The sequence below is a fragment of the Hansschlegelia sp. KR7-227 genome, from assembly GCF_049446035.1.
Lineage (GTDB): Bacteria > Pseudomonadota > Alphaproteobacteria > Rhizobiales > Methylopilaceae > Methylopila.
Genome location: NZ_JBMSEA010000002.1, coordinates 314,001 through 334,924, shown reverse-complemented (window position 1 = coordinate 334,924; position 20,924 = coordinate 314,001). Strand labels below are relative to the sequence as shown.

The 20,924-nt window shown below is 64.6% G+C and carries 13 protein-coding genes; 3 read left to right on the top strand and 10 right to left on the bottom strand.

Features of this window, described 5'->3' with window-relative positions; all coding sequences use genetic code 11:
* Window positions 1-4 precede the first annotated feature (4 nt).
* Window positions 5-1,819 (bottom strand): methyltransferase domain-containing protein, encoded by a 1,815-nt coding sequence (locus tag ACO2RJ_RS16985; protein ID WP_423269306.1) that lies wholly within the window; start codon window positions 1,817-1,819, stop codon window positions 5-7.
* Window positions 1,820-2,086: 267 nt separating this feature from the next.
* Window positions 2,087-2,884, bottom strand: a complete 798-nt coding sequence (locus tag ACO2RJ_RS16980; RefSeq protein ID WP_423269305.1) for a hypothetical protein — start codon at window positions 2,882-2,884, stop codon at window positions 2,087-2,089.
* Window positions 2,885-3,158: 274 nt separating this feature from the next.
* Between ACO2RJ_RS16980 and ACO2RJ_RS16975 the strand changes: the two genes are divergently transcribed.
* On the top strand, window positions 3,159-4,379 hold the full coding sequence (locus tag ACO2RJ_RS16975) for a class I SAM-dependent methyltransferase (protein WP_423269304.1): 1,221 nt from the start codon (window positions 3,159-3,161) through the stop codon (window positions 4,377-4,379).
* A 393-nt stretch (window positions 4,380-4,772) separates the two neighbouring features.
* On the opposite strand, the gene ACO2RJ_RS16970 is transcribed toward ACO2RJ_RS16975, so the two are convergent.
* From ACO2RJ_RS16970 to ACO2RJ_RS16940, 7 genes are all read right to left on the bottom strand, one after another.
* Complete coding sequence (locus tag ACO2RJ_RS16970; protein WP_423269303.1) at window positions 4,773-9,266, bottom strand: glycosyltransferase family 4 protein; 4,494 nt, start codon at window positions 9,264-9,266, stop codon at window positions 4,773-4,775.
* Window positions 9,267-9,417: 151 nt separating this feature from the next.
* A complete protein-coding gene (locus ACO2RJ_RS16965; RefSeq protein ID WP_423269302.1) occupies window positions 9,418-10,785 on the bottom strand; it encodes a UDP-glucose dehydrogenase family protein in 1,368 nt (455 codons plus the stop codon).
* Window positions 10,786-10,819: 34 nt separating this feature from the next.
* Window positions 10,820-11,797, bottom strand: a complete 978-nt coding sequence (gene galE / locus ACO2RJ_RS16960) for a UDP-glucose 4-epimerase GalE (protein WP_423269301.1) — start codon at window positions 11,795-11,797, stop codon at window positions 10,820-10,822.
* A gap of 23 nt (window positions 11,798-11,820) precedes the next feature.
* Window positions 11,821-12,789, bottom strand: coding sequence for a UDP-glucuronic acid decarboxylase family protein (locus tag ACO2RJ_RS16955; protein WP_423269300.1), 969 nt, complete (start codon window positions 12,787-12,789; stop codon window positions 11,821-11,823).
* A gap of 359 nt (window positions 12,790-13,148) precedes the next feature.
* Window positions 13,149-14,015 carry a hypothetical protein gene (locus ACO2RJ_RS16950; protein ID WP_423269299.1) on the bottom strand — a complete coding sequence of 289 codons (867 nt, stop codon included), beginning with the start codon at window positions 14,013-14,015 and terminating at the stop codon, window positions 13,149-13,151.
* Between the two features lie 337 nt (window positions 14,016-14,352).
* The gene (locus ACO2RJ_RS16945; RefSeq protein ID WP_423269298.1) at window positions 14,353-15,786 is read right to left on the bottom strand and encodes a UdgX family uracil-DNA binding protein; all 1,434 of its coding nucleotides are present in this window, start codon (window positions 15,784-15,786) and stop codon (window positions 14,353-14,355) included.
* On the bottom strand, window positions 15,783-17,012 hold the full coding sequence (locus ACO2RJ_RS16940) for a putative DNA modification/repair radical SAM protein (protein ID WP_423269297.1): 1,230 nt from the start codon (window positions 17,010-17,012) through the stop codon (window positions 15,783-15,785). The genes ACO2RJ_RS16945 and ACO2RJ_RS16940 overlap by 4 nt, the downstream gene beginning before the upstream one ends.
* Window positions 17,013-17,120: 108 nt before the next feature.
* On the opposite strand from ACO2RJ_RS16940, the gene ACO2RJ_RS16935 reads away from it, so the two are divergent.
* Window positions 17,121-17,624: a low molecular weight protein-tyrosine-phosphatase gene (locus tag ACO2RJ_RS16935; RefSeq protein ID WP_423269296.1), complete on the top strand. Its 504-nt coding sequence runs from the start codon at window positions 17,121-17,123 to the stop codon at window positions 17,622-17,624.
* Here ACO2RJ_RS16935 and ACO2RJ_RS16930 read toward each other — a convergent pair.
* Window positions 17,605-19,191 (bottom strand): class I SAM-dependent methyltransferase, encoded by a 1,587-nt coding sequence (locus tag ACO2RJ_RS16930; protein ID WP_423269295.1) that lies wholly within the window; start codon window positions 19,189-19,191, stop codon window positions 17,605-17,607. The two genes, ACO2RJ_RS16935 and ACO2RJ_RS16930, sit on opposite strands and share 20 nt — an antisense overlap.
* A gap of 243 nt (window positions 19,192-19,434) precedes the next feature.
* On the opposite strand from ACO2RJ_RS16930, the gene ACO2RJ_RS16925 reads away from it, so the two are divergent.
* Window positions 19,435-20,895: an amino acid permease gene (locus tag ACO2RJ_RS16925; RefSeq protein ID WP_423269294.1), complete on the top strand. Its 1,461-nt coding sequence runs from the start codon at window positions 19,435-19,437 to the stop codon at window positions 20,893-20,895.
* Window positions 20,896-20,924 lie beyond the last annotated feature (29 nt).

Sequence of the window (20,924 nt, the reverse complement as noted above, 5' to 3'; positions counted from 1 at the left end):
ATGATCACTCAACCCGCTTGATCAGGTAGCCCGATTGCCCGCCCATGATCTCGGACACTTCCTTGATCTCGAAGAACGGCGTGATTACGCGCTCGAACACCTTTCTACTGATCGCCGTAAACAGAACGTCGTTTACGACATAAAAAGAATACAGTCCATTCGGCGACATGAACTCACCGAACTCGGGCGTCTTCGTCAAGATCTTGCCGACCATATCATTGCGCTTGAGGCACCCTTTGGAGCACTCCTCGTCATTCAGGGTAAGGAGGGCGTGTCCGCCGATCCGCAACACGCGCCTGATCTCCGCCAGCCAGCCCGTCCACGTGTCGTCCAGATGCGTGAAGACGGACAGCGCGGTAAGGAAATCAAGACTGGCGTCGCTGAACGGCAAATGCGGCGCGGTGGTCAAGGTGGCGAAATGGAACTTCGGGCCTGTGATGTTCCCCAGGCACCAGCCGATGCGACGCGCGTCGATGTCGACGCCCCAGGCCTCTTTCACGCTGGCGTCCCGCTCGAACCAGCGGAGCACCCGACTGTTCGAGCATGAAAAATCAAGCAAACGCGTGCGCGTCACGTCGTGTCGTTCAATAAAGCCTCGAATAATATCGTAGTCCCGTTTCCCAGACTGCAAATGAGATTCCGGGCTCTCTCCATACTGCATGATATCGGGCGGCGGCACGGGAAAGAGTTCGCCCTCCACCATGACGGACTGTACCTTGCGTGCTCGGACAGTAAAGGCGGAGCCGCTTTTATTAGGCACGTTGCTATAAGAAAAAACAGGACGTGTCATGTTTGCTGCTTTCGCCGGAAGAGGGGCTGCGGTGTTCGCTTTTGAGGCCTGCTCGAAAAGCGGCGGTTCGGAGATGCCGTTGTAGGAAAGCGCGGAATTCATATCCCTCCAGAAGAACGGCGTAGGATCGAATTCGACGTCGCTCAAGAACGGAATAAGCAAGAATATCGGCGCGCTTGAATCCGGCTTGACGCTGGAGAGATAGCGCTCGACCTGCTGAGTCACGACATGAGTCGGCTTGAACATGTCGACCATTTCTTTGTGAAAGAATTCGGTACGACAAAACATAACTGTGTCGAACACTAAATTAAATAAAGGCGCCGCTAATCTAAAAAACGAGTCGCCAAAGATTAAAAGCCGACGGCCTCGGCCGCGATTGCTTCGATAGAGATAGACTGCCCCATTGTTCCAGCCCAACCGGACATTGTTGTCTGACGCGGATGTCAGCCACGTCAGATTGATCTGATCGCGTGTCTCCGTGAGTTTGGGGGTGAACCGTGAGCCGAGATCGCCGGCATATTTCGCGGAAGACGCCGAGGTCGCGGCGGCGGCGTCGGTCCGCGCCTTGGTCAGATCGTCTTCCGGAACGCCGAGCGCCCGGCAGGTACGAATGACGGCGTCGAGCTGACCCTTCACGGACCAGTGAGTATCGGTTGCGAGAAAATGATCTCCGAGCGCTTTGTCCGGCCGCAAGTCGAGGAACTCGACCGTTGTCCTCTGCTTATAGACGTCAATCAGCGACTGCAGGGGCAGCGGCGCTGGCAAGAGATGCGCCAGAACCGACTCCTTATCCGGCGCGATCGCATGAACATAGGGAATTGACCGCTCTTTCAGGTAGTCGTTCCGGGAAACTATGTTCCTGCCGAAATCATCGATCGACGATTGTTCGACGTCCAGTTGTCTCAGCTTGTATAGAAAGGGGGCATGGGCGCCGCCGGCCAAGAAAAGATGCCCCTCGAGGCCGACTATAATCTGACCTTCAAATAGTTGGATCTCCGGGGCGAAGCTATGCAGCACCTCTGCGAGCATTGATATACCGCCTAACGTACTCATCAGATTGACCAAGCAAGTTTGCTGCATAAGCCGCGTCCGTCAAGCCGCCCGCGTCGCCACATCGCGCTCCCGAGCCCAAGCGTGAGGCTCCGCCGTCGCGGCGAGACCGAAGACGCACGCCGGCCGATTTTACGGGGATTGCTTTTGTCCCAGTGCGGTCCGGGCCGCGGGCCCGCCCATGGCGGGGCGCCGCCGATCAGCCGGTGGATCTCGCGGGAGCGGACGCGAAAGCGTCGGCTCGCCTCAGGGCGTCATCCAGGCGAACCCCGCGTCAGCCATCGCCTTTCGCACCGCGCCGTAATTGGTCACGACGTCCGAGATCGACCTGTCAGGCTTGAAATACTCGGTTTCGGTGGCCTCGAGAGTGACGCCGAGCGTCGATCTCAGCTGCCGGACCACAGCCTGCACAAGATGGTCGTCCGCAAACATGTCCTCATAATACACCGTGGTCTTCGCGGGCACTTGCGAAAGCCAGCCCTCGACGCGCTGCACCGCGGCCATGTGCTGACGAACCGCGAACACGCATTGACCGGGATCGATCTCGAGCCGAACCGATTTGACGTCCGACTTGTCGATTTTGTTGGCGTCAAAGTGCCATTGTTTCGTGGCGCTCGCGATGACCGCTGACAGGTGCCGCTCGAAAGCGTTGCGGCGGACGACATGGATAAAACTGAAGCCCGCTGCGCGAAAATCGGCGATGAGGCGCGGCGCGCTGAAGCCGTCATAGAAAACATGATTAAGATAATATAGGCTGTTATATTTTACGTCTATGTAGAAGGGTGCCCCGTCAGCGAATTGATCTAAATGAGTAAAATACCGACGCGTCAGGGTCTCGGGCTCGTACAGCATCTCGATAGCTTTTGTGCCGTCGCTATTCAAGAACGTCTTGAACTGAGCACTCTTCTGAGGCTCCTGTATGGCGTCGTTCGGATGAAACACCTCATCGAAGTTGAGGTATCCATTGCGGGCGAGAACAGAGCCGAATGCGTGGGTGCCACTCCGTTGCGAAGCGATCAGGACCAGTTTTTTACTGTCGGGCATGCAAAGCGTCACCCTTGTCGAACGGTCGTGCCGGCCGGGAGGCCGAAATTGGCCGGTCCTTGTGCAGAACGGCGCCAGACGTTGTCAACATGGCCAATCCAGACCGCGCGGTGTTGGCCGACGACGCCGCGGCGCGCCTATTTCCCGCAGGGACTTCGGTTGACGGCCGTCTGCGGATCGTATCAGTTTGGCCTCGCGGACAGCGCGCTGCGAGGCTGGTGATCCGTCGAGTAGCCGTCGGCGTGGCGACGGAGTCTTCTGGAAGGCCTACTCAATGGACGCACTGCCGATCAGCGCCGCAGCCAAAGAGTTCATAGCTCAAAATTACAAGAAACCTGATTGGGCGACGGGTGCGATATCGCCTTTCGATGCGAGCTTCTTGTATGACTTGATTACGCGCGAGCGCCCCAAATCCTTGCTTGAGATCGGCGTTGCGTCCGGCACCTCGACGGCCTTCCTCTCGTCGCTGATCGAGAGCTACGGCCGGGGCAAGAGCCACCTGCACTCTTATGACGCCCTGCCTTACTTCTACGCCAAGCATGACATCGAGTGCGGCGCGTTCGTTAAGGAACGCTTCGGCAAGCTGCCGAGCAATCTTACGCTCAACCTTGGCGTCTCCTCGCAGGATATCCCGTCGGTCGTGCGTGGCCAGAAGTTCGACTTCGCATTCGTCGACGCCAACCACGACCATCCCTGGCCCACCATCGACCTGCTTTCGGTGATCGAGACGACCGCGCCCGGCTCATGGGTCGCGTTGCACGACATCAACTTGCCGTTCCTATCAAAGCAGTTTCCGTGCTACGGCCCGCACTACCTGTATGAGGGATGGCCGGGCGACAAGGTCACCCAGATAATCGACGGCGGGATACGCCCCAACATCGGCGCCATCCGGCTGTTTTCGACCAAGGAAGAAAGCATCCGGGCTGCTCTCGACTGCTTGGCGATCCGCTGGCAGAAAATGCTCAAGGCCGAGGTCGTGACGGCTGCAGAAAGCATCATCCGGCGGACCAGCGAAGCGCTCGCGGACGATTTCCTGGCGGTCGCCGCCCGCAGGAACGTGGGCGGCGCCAACAATCTGGCGATGCAGGGCGGGGATATCCGCCTCACGGGATTCAACGCCTGGTCGCGGCTGGAAGGCTCGCCCTGGCTCAAGCCGTTCGTGCTGCACGCGAATCCGGTCGGCAACGTCGCCACGACGTTGTCCTTCGAAGGGCTGCAGCCGGACGGCCACCGTCGCGTCGTGTTTCCGGCCGTCAAGCGGTGCTCCGAAGCCTCGGACGACATCCTTCTGAAAATCGTCGTCCGCGGCGCGAATGGCGATGTGCTGGAATCGAAGAGCGTCGTCTTTCAGGACGACCAGCCGAAGATGCTCGCCGCAGCTTTGCCCACGGGCAGCGCAGAGCCGATTTGCGTCGACGTGACCGTGTCTGTTCCAGACTCCGCGACGAAGATCCGTGGGGCATGGCTGCACTTCGATCCCGTCTATTGCTCGTGACCCGCGGCGGCGGGCGCCGGCGCTAAGCCTGCAGAATTGTGGGGGCCGCTCATATTCTGAGCAGTCCTGTTGGACCGATGCGCCTGACCCAAGCGGGCCCGCTCTGGCAATCTACCGACCGCAGCGCGCGCTGAGGACGGCGGTCGGCTGAAAACCCGCTCCACCTGCCGACAGTAAGGACATGCCTGGTTGCGGCCGGCGCCGTGCCAAGCTGCGCCAAACGATCGGGGCATGATGAGAGCGGAGATCGGCGCTTGCCGGGCGGAGCGCCGTCTTCATAAGCGGGCGCCGGAGGGCGTCGCCTGCGCCAACAAATCGTCGCTGAAGCAGGCGCCCTGCCGTCCGAACCTCGGGCGACGCGCTCCGGCGCGGCGCCACGTCAACAGACGCCGTTCAGTCCTTCCGATAGAGGAACGGCGGCGCCGCAACGCCGTAGATAGGCGCGTTGTGGGCCAGCGGCTTGGCCCTCGGCTTCGGCCGGTCTTTCAGCTCCTCGAACACACCCTCGAACACCTCGGCATACGCGTCGGACATCGCCGACTGGCTCAATCTGTGAGCGATGAAGCTGTCGATGACCGCATGGCCGAGGGCGCGCCGTTGCTCCGGGTTCGCCTGGAGGTCGCGAAGGACCTCGACCATAGCGCCGATATCGTGCCGCGCGGTGATGAAGCCGTTTGTCCCCGATGTGATGACCTCGGGGATGCCGCTCTTCATGTCGCGGATGACCGGTATGACGCCCTTCGCCATAGCTTCCAACATGGACAGGGGAAGGCCCTCGAAATCCGACAGCAGGACAAAGGCGTCGGACTCGTCGAGCGCGCGGTCGACGTCCTCCGGGGTGACGCGGCCGGGCATGCGGACCACGCCGGCGTCGACGAAGCCTCCGAGCTTCCAACGCAGATGATCGTACTGATCGCCGTCGCCAAGCAGGTTCAGCACGAACGGCACACGTTCGTTCTGCAGCCGTTCCGCGAGTTCGATAAAGGCGTGAACGTTCTTCTGCTGAGTGACCATCCGGCCGGAATAGGTCATCACCAGAGGCAGCCCGGGATCGTAGGAGCGCGCGTCCACGCGCCGCCGCGCCGCCGCCTCGTCGAACGGCACGCCGTAATAAATGTTCACCGTCTTCGCCGAGAACGCAGGATTGAGCTCGCCGATCTCGCGCTCGATGAAATGCGAGACGGAGATGATCCGGTCCCAGTACCGTCCGAGCCGGTCGACGTGCTCGTAATGCTCGACGTCGTCGCTATGCGCGATGCCGACGATGCCGACGTTCGGGTGCACGATCGGCGACACCGCGGATCCAATATAATCATAGTTCGGGACGTAGATGCACGGCCGCTGCGCGCGCAGGAGCTTTGTCAAAGACGACCAGATGTCCGTGAAATGATGCCGTTCGACCGGCAGGAAAGTCACGGGAAGGTTCGGCATCATCTCGGTCGGCGGCAGGAACGAGAACCGGCCATTGGTGAACAGCAGGCGCGCGTCGAAGCCTCGTTCGTTGAGGCCCTCGATCAGGTTGGCCGTGAACGTGTTGACGCCGCTGATGCCCCAGTCCGGAGACGAGAAATACACCGTCTTCCTCGCCGCCGATCCCGCGATCGCCGGCGCGGTCGGGACGACCGCGGCGGCCGGGTCGACGCGGGGCTCGAAGCGCAGGCCGACATGGACGGCGATCAGGTCGGCCAGATCCCTGACATAGTCCACGTAGCGCCATTTCTCGGCGACGATGGCCTTGGCTTGATCGCCCAAGCTTTTGAGGCGGCCGGCGTCCGACAGCAGAGCGATCGCCGTCTCCGCCATGGCTTGCGTGTCTTCGGCCGGAACGACGACGCCGGATGCTCCGAAAGCTTCGGGAGCCCCGCTGCACCCCTCGAACGCGATGACCGGCAGGCCGCAGGCCATCGCCTCATGGATCACGCAGGGGAACGGGTCCATGCGAGACGTCATGAGGAACAGATCGGACGCTCGATAATACGGCTCGGGATCGGCCTTTGGTCCGACGAAGCGGACTTTCGCCGCAAGCCCAAGTTGCTCGATCCGGCGACGCGCCCAGCTGTTGGTTTCCGAGTGGCCGGGATGACCGCCGATCCAGATAAAATAGAACGGCATGTCGCCGCTGCGCGGATCGCTGAACACGCGGCTCGCAGTCTCGACGAACAGGTCGATGCCCTTGCGGGTGTCCGGGACGCCGCAGCCGACAACGAGGCGGGCGTCCGGAGGAAGTCGCAACTCTTCAAGCGCGGTCGCACGCGCGACGCCGCGGCTCAACGAGCCGAAACCGGGATCAAGCAACCCCTGGCCGCGGACCGCCACCGGGCGATCGCCGAACGGCGTCTTCTGCGCCGCGCGGCTACGCGTGTATTCCGAGGGAAAAATCGTGACGGCGCTGCTCTCGTAGATCAGCCCGAACTGCGCGGAATCAAAGAAGTCCGCCTGTTCGTGAACCAAGCTCACGACCGGCAGGCCGAGCTTTGCAAAACAGTCCATGAAGGCGCGGGTTTCCGCGGTGTTGCAGACGACGAGATCCGGTCCGCCAGGACCGAAGCAGGCCAGGGCGGACTGCAGCTCGGCCTGCCATTCCGGCGTTCGGGCCCCTCCGTCCAGGAACGGCCGGTCCAGGCCGTGCTTCATGACGTAGCAGTGGCTCGAGGCCCTGAACTCGTTGAACAACTCGCCGCCCGACCCGAGGATGCAATACGCGTCCAGATCATAGGCGTCGGTCAGGCCTTCTATGATTCTGAGAAGAATCAGCGGCGCGCCGGTACGCGTCGCGTCATGCCCGACGAACAGCACTTTTGGGCGACGATCGCCGTTGTTGCGCGCGCAATACTCCCACATCGCGGTCTGATCGTACATCAGATTGTCGGCGTAACGTTGATTGATATGCGCCGAAGAGAAGAAGGCGTTTGGCGGCCGTCCCTCACGCATGCCGAACGTTATGAAATGATCGATGCCGCAGAGGTTATACTGAGCGATGTCGCGGTTGTTGCTTTGGTAGAAATTGACGTCCAGCATCCGAAACGACTGCGGGCGCCGGCCCTTCGGCTGGCTGATCAGGTGCGCGTAAACCGGCACGCGCGACGGATCGAAGCCGATGGCCTGCGTCTTGTAGTATTCGAGATCGATCGCGGGATGCGGCGAGTGTTTCGTCATTCCGCCGTCGACGAGGTAATGCCGCAGGAGATCGACGTTTTTGCCCAGCCCGGCCCCGCGCGCGTAAAACTCCGCATCGAATGAGCGCGACGTCGATATGCCGAACTTCCAGCCGATCGTGGCGTAGTGCAGGAGGGGGCATTTTGCGGCCGCCTGCGAGTCGAGATCCCTCAGCAGGCGTTTCAGGTCCGACTCGCGGCGCCAGAAGCGCAGTTTCCCGAGCTTGTCCCCGACGTTCCAAACGTAGAAGCCCGGATCGAACAGGGGGTGCGTCGACAGGTCGGCGACGTTTGGGGCGTTCAGATAGGCCTGCAGACCCGGCGTCGCGCCGGAGAGGCCAGACGCGTAGCGGTAGTGGTTTTCGTCGAACAAAGCGTGGGGACGCTTGCCGAACGGTTCCGTGACGTATTCGACCAGCGGGCTTACGGACCGTTTCGGGCGGGGGGCGAAGCGACAGTAACACTGCGGATCGAACAGGGGATGCGGCGAGAGCCCGCTTCGCCAGCCCTCCGTCAGATAGTGCAGCAGGCCCGCCCGCGGCCGCTCGTCTTCGGGCAGCTGCTCCGCGTAGTGCTCGTGGTCGAAGAGAACGTGCGGCGAGAGGCCTTTGCGCATCCCGACGGTGAGATAGTCGGTCAGCGGATTCGTCAGCGTTCGGTTGTCCCGCGTCACCACTTCGACGTAATGCGTGACGTCGAAGAGGGGATGGATGGCGCTCCCCGAGAAGGGCGAGAGCAGAAAGGCGCGGAACGCCCCCTCGGAGCTCGAATAGCCCTTACTTTCGGCGTAAGCGGTATCGAACATTGGATGCGGATCGATGCGCATCGCCGTGCCGATTGTGACGAAATGCACGAACGGGTCTTGGTCCTCGTCAAGGCCCGCGCGGTCGGCGTAATAGTCGACGTCGAACAACGGGTGGATCCTCGCGCGCTGGGCGGCGCCGACCGTCACGTAGTGTTCGAGCGGGCTTACGCCGAGCTCCGCGTATTCGGGGAACTGACTGGCGTAGAAGGCGACGTCGAACAGCCAATGCGGCGAGCGTCCATCCCTCCATCCCACGGTGAGATAGTGCAGATAGGGATCTTCGAACGCAGCCTCATCCGGCTGTTGCGCGAGATAATACGAAGCATCGAACAACGGATGCGCTTGGCGCCCTTCGCCAGAGCCATGCAGGAAGTAATGAAGGAGCCCGTCCGCGCCGGCCGCCAGCACATCAGGGTACCGCTTATAATAGTGTCTAGCGTCGAACAACGGGGAAGCGTGCTCAGTCATTGCGCCGCCGAGCCCCAGCGGAGCGCCCGCCGCAAGCAGAGGGTGCGGGACAAACGCGCCGCCAGCGGCGCTCCTCAGATAGTGGACGAGCGGTTCCTGCTCCCCGAGCTCAGCCTGATAGCGCCCTCGGTAATAGGTGGGCGAAAAGCTCCGAATTGGCGATAGTCCGGCGGGCGAGCCGGTATGCAGATAATGGTCGCGCGCATGCTCGAGGGGGGAATCCGCCCCGCGGATGGTCCGCTGAGTAGACGGGCTGACCTGTACAATATACCAGTCCAGATCAATCGCATTGAGAAGCAGTTCGCTGTCAGTTAAGGCGAAAGTTCGAGAATGTTCTTCATTCTCGGTCGCGACCTCAACTGGCAAGCGAGCGTCAGTCCCCGTATCCGCTTCGGAACCGGCGGCGGGCGCTGCTGAGTCGGATGTGACGCTATCGATCTCCGCGGAACCAGAGGTCATGAACGTGCTGGTCCTTGCCATCGACTTACAACTCCCACGTTCGAACCTATGATTGTAACGATCCCGCGCCACAAGTTTCGGTCGACGCCTTGAGGTGATTCACACATGGCTCGGACGAAGCGCCGGTCCTTGTGATCAATCGCTGCGCAGCTCATTGATTTATGGCGGCTGAAGGTTCAGCGATCGCCAGGTCTCCAATGCTCTCTCCGGTCTGCCCGAGGCTCACATAGCGGGTGAAGCCCGCTGCCTCGGCCTTGCCGCGGTCGAACAGGTTGCGAAGATCGAGCAGCGCCGGCGTGCGCATCACAGAGGCGAGCTCGGCTAGGTCGATGGTGGTAAAGATCATCCATTCCGTGAGCACGACGATGAGATCTGCGTCGGTCGCGGCGGCGATCGCGGACTCCGCCATCGTCACCTCCGGCAGCAGCGCCGCGGCGTCGTGCGGGTTCGAGGGGTCGTAGGCTTCGACCACCGCGCCCTCCAGCACCAGCGGCGGCAGGATGTCGAGGCTCGGGCTTTCCCGCATATCGTCGGTCTGGCCCTTGAACGTCACGCCGAGGACGGCGATCTTCTTGCCGGCGACCGAGCCGCCGCACATCCGTCGGACGCGCTCGACCATCGACTTCTTACGGCTGACATTCGCCTCGATCGCCGACTGAACGATGGTCGCGGGCATGCCGGCGTCGCGGGCCGTCATCAGCAGGGCGCGGGTGTCCTTCGGGAAGCAGGAGCCGCCCCAACCCGGACCGGTCTTCAGGAAGGCAGCCCCGATGCGGTGGTCGAGCCCGATGCCGAGCGCGACGTCGTTGACGTTGGCGTTGATGACCTCGCAGAGGTCGGCGACCTCGTTGATGAAGCTGACCTTGATCGCGAGGAAGGCGTTCGCCGCATATTTGATCATCTCGGCGGTTTCGATGTTCGTGGCGACCAGCCGGGAGCCCTTCACCGTCAGCGGTGCGTAGATCCGCTCCATGACGGCCTTGGCCCGATCGTTCTCGCAGCCGATCACCACCCGATCCGGCTCCATGAAGTCCTGGATCGCCGCGCCTTCACGCAGGAATTCCGGGTTGGAGGCCACAGCGAAGGCGTCCGGGTGGCCAAGCCGTTCGAGGACGCGGGAGTAGACTTGGTGGTTGGTGCCGACCGGGACGGTCGATTTCGTCACGATCACGGTGAACTGGTCGATCGCGTTGGCGACTTCCATCGCCGCGGCGAACACGAATCGCAGGTCGGCGCGGCCGGCGCCGTCGGACGGCGTGCCGACCGCGATGAACACCGCGTCGCGGCCCTTTACGCTGTCCTTGGTGGAGTTCGAGAACCGCAACCGGCCGAGTTCGACGTTACGCGCGACCAGCTGGTCGAGCGCCGGCTCGTAGATCGGCATCCTGCCCTCGGCGATCATGTCGATCTTCCGCTGGTCCGCATCGACGCAGATCACGTCGTGTCCGAGCTCTGCGAAGCATGCGCCGCTGACGAGGCCGACATAGCCTGTGCCGATGATGGTGATCTTGACGCTCATGGGATGTTCGTCCTTCGCAGTCTGTCGGGCGTCGTCAGGCGTTATGGCGGCGCATGAACCAGTTCGCCGCGGTCGCTACCGTCTCGTCGATGTCGGTGTAGCGCGGAGACCAGTCGAGAATCCTGTTCGCCGCCTCGGCGACGGCGAATAGGGCGGGCGGATCGCCGGCGCGGCGCGGCGCGTAGTCGGCCGGCACGGGTCGTCCGACCGCCTTCTCGACGGATTTCAGAAGCTCGATCACGCTCGTTCCGCGACCGGTCGCAAGATTGTAGGCGCGGCTCTCGCCGCCATTCGCGAGATGCGGGATCGCCTTCACATGGGCGGTCGCGAGGTCGCAGACATGGACATAGTCTCGGATCGCGCTGCCGTCGGGCGTGGCGTAATCGGTTCCGAAGACGCTGAAGCGCGGGCCGGAGCCGAGCGCGGCGTGGATCGCGAGCGGAATGGCGTGAGTCTCGGGGTCGTGGCGCTCGCCGAGCTCGCCGTCCGGGTCGCATCCCGCGGCGTTGAAGTAGCGCATCGCCGCCCATTTGACGCCGTAGGCGCGCTCGTAGTCGGCGAGCGCTCGTTCCACCACGAGCTTGGTGTAGCCGTAAGGGTTGATCGGGGCCTGAGGCGTATCTTCGGAGATCGGCAGCGTCTCCGGCACCCCGTAGGTCGCGCAGGTCGAGGAGAACACGATCTTGTCAACGCCGTTGCGGCGCATGGCGTCGAGCAGCGCGATCGAGCCGGTGATGTTGTTGCGGTAGTACTTCGACGGATCGGTCACGGACTCGCCGACATAGGCGAAGGCTGCGAAGTGCATGACGACGTCGGGGCGATGCCGCGTGAAGACCTCGTCAAGCCGCTCGGCGTCGAGGACGTCGCCGATTTCGAGCGGACCCCATTTCACCGCGTCCGCATGGCCGAAGACGAGGTTGTCGTAGGTCACCGGCTCATAGCCCGCCTCAGCCAGCGCCTTACAGGCGTGACTGCCGACATAGCCGGCGCCGCCAGCGACAAGGACTCGCATGCTCACACCGTCGTCCCCCGACGTCAGTTGGCGCCGATCCGAAGACCGGCGAAGTAGGAAATCGTGCGCTCCAGCCCCTCGCGGAGCGCGACCTCAGGTTCCCAGGAAAGCAAGTTCCGCGCCTTGGTTATGTCAGGGCAGCGCTGCAGCGGATCGTCGATCGGCAGCGGGCGATCCACCACCTTGGAGCTCGTCCCGGTCATTTCGATGACGATCTCGGCGAGTTCGCGGATGGTGAACTCGCAGGGGTTGCCGATGTTGATCGGGCCGGTGGCGTCCGGATGCCTCATCAAGCGGAAGAAGCCTTCGACGAGGTCGTCGCGGTAGCAGAAGGACCGCGTCTGCGCGCCGCCGCCATAAAGCTCCAGCGGTTCGCCCGCGAGCGCGTTCACGACGAAATTCGACACCACCCGTCCGTCCTTCGGGTCCATGCGGGGCCCATAGGTGTTGAAGATTCGCGCGACGCGGATCTCGACGCCATAGGTGCGGTGGTAGTCGAAGCAGAGCGTCTCTGCGGCGCGCTTGCCCTCGTCGTAGCAGGCCCGGGGGCCGATCGGGTTGACGGCGCCCCGATAGCTCTCGACCTGCGGATGCACCTCGGGATCGCCATAGACCTCGCTGGTCGAGGCCTGAAAAACGCGTGCGTTGCAGCGACGCGCGAGCTCGAGCACGCGCTGCATCCCGAGAACGTTGATCAGCAGGGTGCCTACCGGGTCCGCCTGATATTGCGGAGGCGAAGCAGGGCTCGCCAGGTTCCAAATCTCATCGAAATCGGCGTCGGGAAGGTCGGTCCGGACATCACCGTGAACGAAGGTGAAATTTGGAAGGTGAATAAGACCGGCAATATTGTCGACGCTTCCGGTCAGCAAATTGTCGATGCAAGTGACGGTCGCATTCTCTGCGATCAAGCGATCACAAATATGACTTCCTAAAAAGCCGGCGCCCCCGGTGACGAGCGCGCGGCGAGACGTCGTACGGCTCTTGGCCGGCATTCATGGACCCCCGAGCCGAACGAAGACGACTACTGCTTCGCAGCAACTTAGTTCACGGCGTCCGGTGTCTCTAACATCCGCGAAAACACCGGGCAACCGTTATCAGTAGCGGGCGCTACGGGGTGGATTGGTATGGCTTTCGTGCTGCGGTCTTACTCACGCAAGCGCGAAGTTGATCCGATCGCGCCCGTTCTTTCCGCACCTGCGAAGGAGTTGAGGGGCAGGGTTTCGCCCAATTTCTTCTGAAGCTGGACGCCGATACCGGGCGTGCGACGCGGTGCGACCCGAAGCCGCGCCTGGCACGCCGGGCCGGCGAAGGTTCGTTTCGAGCGCGAATCCCGAGGCTCTACGGCCGAGCGTCAGGACAACCAGAGTTCGACGGTGCCTTGTCGCGGCGGGGCGGAGTAGCGTCGGAAATCCTGCGCCATCGGGGTCTGGTCGGTGAGCGGAGAGGCGGCGCGCACCGCCTTCTGCAGAAGCGACGCCGACGCCCTGTCGGCGTCGTAGAAGTATCGCACCGCGTCACGTCGAACGGCGTGAGGCACGCCGCGAATGTCCGCGACCTCGACGCCGTGACGGCGAAGTTCGGCCGCGATGGCGCGGGCTCGGTCCCGCGCGGCCGGATCGGAGGCGCGGACATGAATGAACACCCGCATCCCGCCCACCGGGATGGCCTGCTCAGTGCGCGCGCCGGCCGCGTCGTCCGTCTCCGTCTCAGGCTCGGCGCGGGCGATCCGCGCCACGCCGTCCGGCGAGGGACGGTCCCGCTGGGCCTCCGGCGGCGCGTCCATCGGCGACTCCGCGTCGGCGTCGACCGAGATCTTCGACGCCGCGGGGGCGGAAGGCGGCAATGGAATGGGGTTCAAAGGAGCGGCGCTGGCCAGGGTCTCGTCGTCGAGCTCTCGGAGGGTCTGGGGCGCGCCTCCCTGGTCAAGAACGCGCTCCGCGCCGGAGGGCGAGACCGGCGCGACCAGTTCGGCGATCTCGGTCTGCAGTTGGGCACGGCGTTTTTCGAGGCCTTCCACGCGGTCGGACGTCTGCGCAAGTTCGCTCTCCTTGGCGTTCTTGCGCCTCTCGAGGTCGGCGAGCGCGTCCTCGCGGCGTCTGCGTTCTTTGTCCAGCTCGGCGACCTGCGCCTTCGCCTGCCCGATCTCGCGCGACGCGCCGTCGTTCGGCCGTCCGTCGCTTGAGCCCCCGAGGCCCCATGCCGCGAAGGCGACGGTCAACGCACAGGCGGTCGTGACGGCCAGGATCGGTCCGGCCCGCTGGCCGCGGCGGCGCGCTGTGGGAAGCAGGGACGGCCCAAGCGGAGATCGCGAGTGAACCAGGACCCGCGCCGCGCCGCCCGCACGTCTGTCGTCCGCCGTCGGCCGCTCGCCGTGGTTCGCAGCGTCTTCGCCGCCGGCGGGGCGAGACGTCGCCGGAATATCGCGCTTCTCCTCGGTCATGAGTGGTCTCCGAAGCTCCTCGCCCTCGGACAGCTAACGACGAGTTCGCTCCAGCGTTCCCGCGTTCGTTAAAAAGCGGTTCGCCTCGAAGGAGGCGACGTCGGACCGCGCAGCCTCATGGGTCCCGGAGGGACAGAGCGGCGAGACGGAGATCGTCGACGAAGCGGGCGTATTCCGTCCGCTGCCGATCCTCGTCGGGCATGCGGAGGAGATAGGACGGGTGGACGGTGACGAGCACGTCCGGACCGTCATCGCGCTTCAGGACCGCGCCGCGCGACTCGCCGATCTTGACGACGCGTCCCATCACCGCGCGCGCCGCCGTGGCGCCCATCGCAACGATGAGGCGCGGTTTCAGCGCCATGGTCTCGCGCTCCAGCCAGGAGCGGCACGCCGCGATCTCGGTCGGTCCGGGCGTTTTGTGCAGCCGGAACTTTCCGCGCGGCTCGAATTTGAAATGCTTCACGGCGTTGGTGACATAGACCTTCCGCCGCTCAAGCCCGGCCTCCTTCGCCGCGCGATCGAACAGCGCGCCGGCCGGGCCCACGAAAGGCCGGCCTGCGACGTCCTCCTTGTCGCCGGGCTGCTCGCCGACCACCATCACCCGCGCGTCCGCTGGACCTTCGCCAAACACAGTCTGGGTCGCCGGCCCCCACAGAGGACAGGCGCGGCAGCCGGCGGCCTCGGCGCGCAGCGCTTCGAGGACGCCCTCGGGAGGAAGCAGGCCGGCGTCGGTCCTTGGCATCTGGCGGCTCGCTCTCTTCTCGGGCAGCGGCGCGGCGGCCACCATGTCCGCCGTCGCGCGCGCCGCCTGCGCGATCAGGGGACGAATGAGCGAGGCCTCCGGAAGGTTGCGCCAATACTTCTTCGGCATCTCGGCCCGCATGGCGGCGACCTTCAGCCGGGCCGGATTGAAGATGCTGGCGTAATAGGCGCGCCAGACCGTCTCGAGCGCGTCGCCGTCCGGGGCGTCCGCCCGTGAGGCGCCGTCGCCGAAGACGAGGTCGCCGCCGTTCCAGTGCGCAGAGCGCTCGGGCGTGAGGATCGACCAGCGCATCGCCGCGAAGCGCCGCACGAAGAACGGCGCGGTCGCCTCGACGATGTGGTGCTCCGGCTCGAACCAGGCGACGAAGCAGGCGCCGTCCTCGGTCGTCATCTCCCGAAAGCGCACGAAGGCCGTCATCTTGTGCTTGTCGCGCCGCACGGCCTTGGCGAGCGCGTTGGAGCGCGCGACGTCAGGGTCGGCCATGTCCTGCAGGACCCAACGGTCGGCGGCGACGCGGGTCAGCAGCCGGTAGAGCAGACCGAAGCGTTCGGGATCGGAGTGCAGCAGAGCAGTCTCCGCAAGCCCGAGAAAGGCCCGCGGCACGGAGGGCGGCGGGCCTGCGACGGGAGGCAGCGCCTCGGAGGCGGCGAACAGATCGTGGCTCTCCGCCCCGGTCGTCCAGATCACGGCGGAAGGCGGGACGCCTTCCGCGAGCAGCGCTCGGGCGGACGCCCGCCAGCCCGCGACGTCCGCGGGCCCGTCCAAGGCGACGCGACGGGCGTTCACAGCGCGAGCGCCAGCTGCCGCGGAGCCGGCGTCAACCGTTCCCTGAGCCGTTCGGAATCGAGCGCCGAGAGCGACGGCCGATGGTCCGCGAGCTTGAGAAACGGCAGCGCCTTGCCGAGCGGCACGCGCAGCCGCGCGAGATCCTCGACGCGGATCGCCCGGAAGCGCCGCGACGACAGGATGCGCTCGACCGTCGTCTTGCCGAGGCCGGGCACGCGCATCAGTTCGTCGCGGGAGGCCCGGTCGACGTCGAGCGGGAACGCGTCGCGGTGGCGCAGGGCCCAGGCGAGCTTGGGGTCGATGGCGAGATCGAGCATGCCGCCGTCCTCGGTGATCTCGCCGACCGAAAAGCCATAGAAGCGCATCAGCCAGTCGGCTTGATAGAGCCGGTGCTCGCGCGCCAGCGGCGGCGCCTGCAGCGGCAGCCGGGCGCTCGCGTGGGGGATCGGGCTAAAGGCGGAGTAGTAAACGCGTTTGAGCCGATAGGAGCCGTAAAGGTTCGCCGAGGTGGTGAGAATCGCGCGGTCGTCCGAGGCGTCCGCGCCGACGATCATCTGCGTGCTCTGGCCGGCGGGGGCGAAGCGCGGCGCGCGCGTTTCCGCCCTGGCCTCGTCGATCCGGACGCGCAGAGCGCCCATCGTGCGGCGGACCGCGCGGACGTCCTTCTCCGGCGCGAGCCGCTTGAGACTGGCCTCGCTCGGCAGCTCGATGTTGATCGACAGACGGTCGGCGTAGAGGCCCGCCTCGGCGATCAGCTCCGGCGAGGCGTCGGGGATCGTCTTGAGATGAATGTAGCCTTTGAACCCGTGGTCCAGCCGGAGCGATTTGGCGACCCTCACGACCTGCTCCATCGTGTAGTCGGCGCTGCGCACGACGCCGGACGACAGGAACAGCCCTTCGATGTAATTGCGGCGGTAGAAGTCCAGCGTGAGGCGGACGATCTCGTCGACCGTGAAGCGGGCGCGCGGCGTGTTGCTGGTGGCGCGGTTGACGCAATAGAGGCAGTCGAACGCGCAGGCGTTGGTCAGAAGGATCTTGAGCAGCGAGATGCAGCGGCCGTCCGGCGCGTAGGAGTGGCAGATGCCGGCGCCTTCGGTCGATCCGATCCCGCGTCCTGCGCCGTCCTTTGCGCCGAGCGAATGGCGCTTGTCCGTGCCGCTCGATGCGCAGGAGGCGTCGTATTTCGCGGCGTCGGCGAGAATGGCGAGCTTGCGGGTAAGGTCCACAGGAAGAGCGCTCCACAGGCGGAAGATAATACCTATGTTCGTTGTTTGTTCCGATCAAGGGTCGATGCCGAGGGCCGCTTCTTCGCGTTCGCCGGAAGCGGCCGCGCGATGAGTTCCCGCGCGCGCAGGTCCGTGCTGTTCGTCTGCCTCGGAAACATCTGCCGATCGCCGCTTGCCGAAGCCGCGTTCCGGGCGGAGGCGGCGCGCCAAGGGCTGGACGTCAAGGTCGATTCGGCGGGCACGGGAAGCTGGCACGTTGGCGAGCCGCCGGATCCGCGAGCGGTCGCGACCGCGCTCCGCCGCGGGATCGACATTTCCGGCTACCGCGCCCGGCAGGCGAGCCGCGCCGATTTTCTGCGCTTCGACCATATCGTCGCGCTCGACCGCGCCAACCTCGCCGCCTTGCGGGCGCTGAGGCCCCATGACGCGACGGCTGCGCTCAGCCTGTTGCTAGATCATGCGCCGGGCCGCTCGGGCCAGGCGGTCGCCGATCCCTATTTCGGCGACGACCGGGGCTTCGACACGACCTGGGAGGACGTCACCCAAGGCGCCGAAGGCCTCGCGCGGCGGCTGCTGGCTGAGAACGGGACGCTCAGCGCCGGCGCGCGATGATCCGGCAGAGTTGCGGGTCTTCGCCCTTGTAGGGCGAGAACCCATTGCCGGTCTGGACGACCACCGCCTTCAGCTTGAGCCGGCGGAGGAAGGGAAGCAGCTTGCCTGGGCTGACGAATTCGCGGAAGTGGTCCTTGTGGACCTTCTCGACGTTCTTGTCCTTCTCGGTCCGGAACTCGAGCGCCAGCACGTCGTTCGGCCGCATCGCGCCCGCGACCGTCCGCAGAAAGGACGCTCGCGTCGCCCGATTCAGCGAATGGAGGAAAAACCGGCTGTAGAACAGCGTCGGCGCTCCCGAAGCGTCGGCGTCGAGAAATTGCTGGATGATCGCGGCGAGCTGATCGTGGTCGCCGACGTCGGCCTGAGCGAAGGTCACACGGTCGCCGAGACCTTTGCGCGAGACGTAGTCCCTGGCGTGCCGGACGCCCTGCTCGGCCTGGTCGAGTCCGAGGGAGGTGAAGCCCGCTGCGCCGAAGCCTATCGTGTCGCGGCCGTCGCCGCAGCCGAAGTCGAGCACGCGCTTGAAGGTGTGCGGCGAGGTCCGGATGTAGTCGCAGAACGTCGAGGGCGCGCTGGGTTCGCGGTCGGCATAGAAGCTGTTCCAGTGGATCGTGCTGCGGTCAACCTGCCGCAGCAGCGCGCCGGGGTCGTTCGACTTCTTGTCTTCCTTCCATGAGAAGCCTGGGTTCGGCAGCTTCCAGTCCTCGCCGTAGATCAGGGCCGCGAATTGCTCCGCAGGCTGCGGCAGCACCACCCTGAGACGGCCGAGCGATCCCTCCTTCACGCCGAGATAGTCCTCGCGGCGCATCGTGAGGTCGCTTGCGATTCCGAAGGGCAGGGCAAGCTTGCCGGTCTCGTCGAAATAGAGGTGGAACAGGTCGATCTTCGCGCCCTTCGCCGCGGGGTGGCTGACGAGCACGCAGCTGAGCTTCGGCTTGATGTGGAAACCGCGCTCGACCAGGGCGGCGCAGAGCGCGACCAGCTCCTGACGAACCTCTCCCGGCGTCTGGAACGCCGAGATGTAGGCGGTGTCGAAGTCGTTGTCGTGGCCGATGAAGTCGCCGGCGCGCACCGCGCCGAGCATCGTGCCGTAGAAGGCGAAGACGTCGTAGCCCGCGATCTCCTTCATCGCGGCGTAAAGCTCACCATAGAGCTCGCCGACGCGGTCCTGCCAGCGGCGGTCGCGCAGCTTGGAGATCTGCAGTTTGCCGAGCTTGTTGAAGACGTGGTCGCCCTTGAGCAGTCGGATCAGCTCGCCCGACGACTTCGAACCAGCCTGTCCGGGCGCGAAATAGGCGCCGTGTCCCTCGATCGGGATCGGCGTACGGTCGACGCGGATCGAGAGATGGTCGGCGGGCGTCACATAGGTCCAGATGTCGCTGAGGTTGAAGCGGAAGAACCGCGCGTCAGCGTAGCCGTCCCGCTCCAGCGGACGGGCGGCCCATGTCGTGCAGAGCGGCGTCTCATTGACGCAGAGCGAGACCTTGGCCGGCTCCGCCGCACGGACCCAGCCCGCCGCTTTCGTCGCATCGAAGTTCTCAACCAGTCCAATCCCACGGTCGCTCAACCCGCACCTCCTGAAACGCCGCTGTTTTCCGCCGACGCCGCGCCGACCTCGCGTCGCGAAAGCGGCGTCGAATGTCATGTTGTTGTCATAGAGCGGTTTGTCCCGCAGCGCGACGAAAACGCGACGCTCGCCCGACGCCCAAGAGAATGCCGCGCCATCCTGAGTCGGCGCCCGCCGCCCGCGCCCTATCGTCTAGGTCTTGCCGCACCGCACAGGCGGAGCGGAGGACAGCAGGAGCGGGTCATGACGGCTTCGGAACTGACGCTTCGCAAATCGCTCGCAAGCATCGCCGCGGCAGACGACGGCGGGCACAGTCTGACAAAGTCGCTGGGCTGGGTCTCGATCACGTCCATCGGCGTCGGCGGCATCATCGGCGCCGGGATCTTCGTGCTCACCGGCGAGGCCGCAGCGAAATACGCCGGACCCGCGATCATGCTGTCCTTCGTGCTCGGCGGCGTCGCCTGCGCGTTCGTAGGGCTGTGCTATTCCGAGCTCGCGGCGCTGATTCCGGTGAGCGGCTCAAGCTACACCTACACCTACGCCACGCTCGGCGAATTCTTCGCCTGGATCATCGGCTGGGACCTCGTCCTCGAATACGCCATGGGCGCGGCCACCGTCTCCGTGGGGTGGTCGGGCTATGCGGTGAACATCCTCAACGATCTCGGTCTCCACATCCCCGTCCAGCTGACGAAGGCGACGGGCACGGCGGTGAAGCTCGCGGACGGCACTGAGGTTACGGCGCTGTTCAACCTTCCGGCGGCGCTGATCGTCCTGGTCCTCACCTTCATGCTGGCGCGCGGCACCAAGGAATCCGCCACCATCAACAACGTCATGGTGGCGGTGAAGCTCGCGGTGGTGGTGGGCTTCATCGTGCTCGGCGCAGCCTATGTCGACACGGCCCACTGGCGTCCCTTCATCCCGGAGAACACCGGAACGTTCGGCGAATATGGCTGGAGCGGCGTCCTGCGCGGCGCCGGCGTCGTGTTCTTCGCCTATATCGGCTTCGACGCCGTATCGACCGCGGCGCAGGAGGCGAAAAAGCCCCAAAGGGACATGCCGATCGGCATCCTCGGGTCACTCGTCCTGTGCACGATCCTGTACATTCTCGTGTCGGCGGTGCTGACCGGATTGGTTCCCTACAGCGAGCTGAACGTCGACGCGCCGATCGCGAAAGGCGTCGACGCCGTCGGGCTTGGCTGGTTCTCCGCGCCCATCAAGATCGGCGCGATCGCCGGCCTGACGACGGTCATGCTGGTGCTGCTCTACGGGCAGAGCCGGATCTTCTACACGATGGCTCAGGACGGGCTGTTGCCGAAGGTGTTCTCGACGATCCATCCGAAATTCGGCACGCCCTATGTCAGCCAGTTCCTGATCGGATCCTGCGTCGCGGTGATCGGCGGCGTCCTGCCGATCTCTCTGCTCGGAGAGATGGTCAGCATCGGCACGCTGTTCGCGTTCGTGCTGGTCTGCGGGGCGGTAATCTATCTCCGCCGAAGCGATGCCGACGCCCACCGCCCGTTCCGCGCGCCTGGCGTGCCTCTGGTCCCGATACTCGGGATCCTGAGCTGTCTCGCCTTGATGGCGGGGCTGCCGCTCGACACCTGGATCCGCCTGATCGCCTGGATGGCGGTGGGCCTCGCCATCTACTTCGCCTACAGCCGCAAGCACTCGGTGGTGCAGAAGCAGGCGAGGGCGGCCGCGTGAACGAAAGCGGCCGGGCTTCTGCCCGGCCG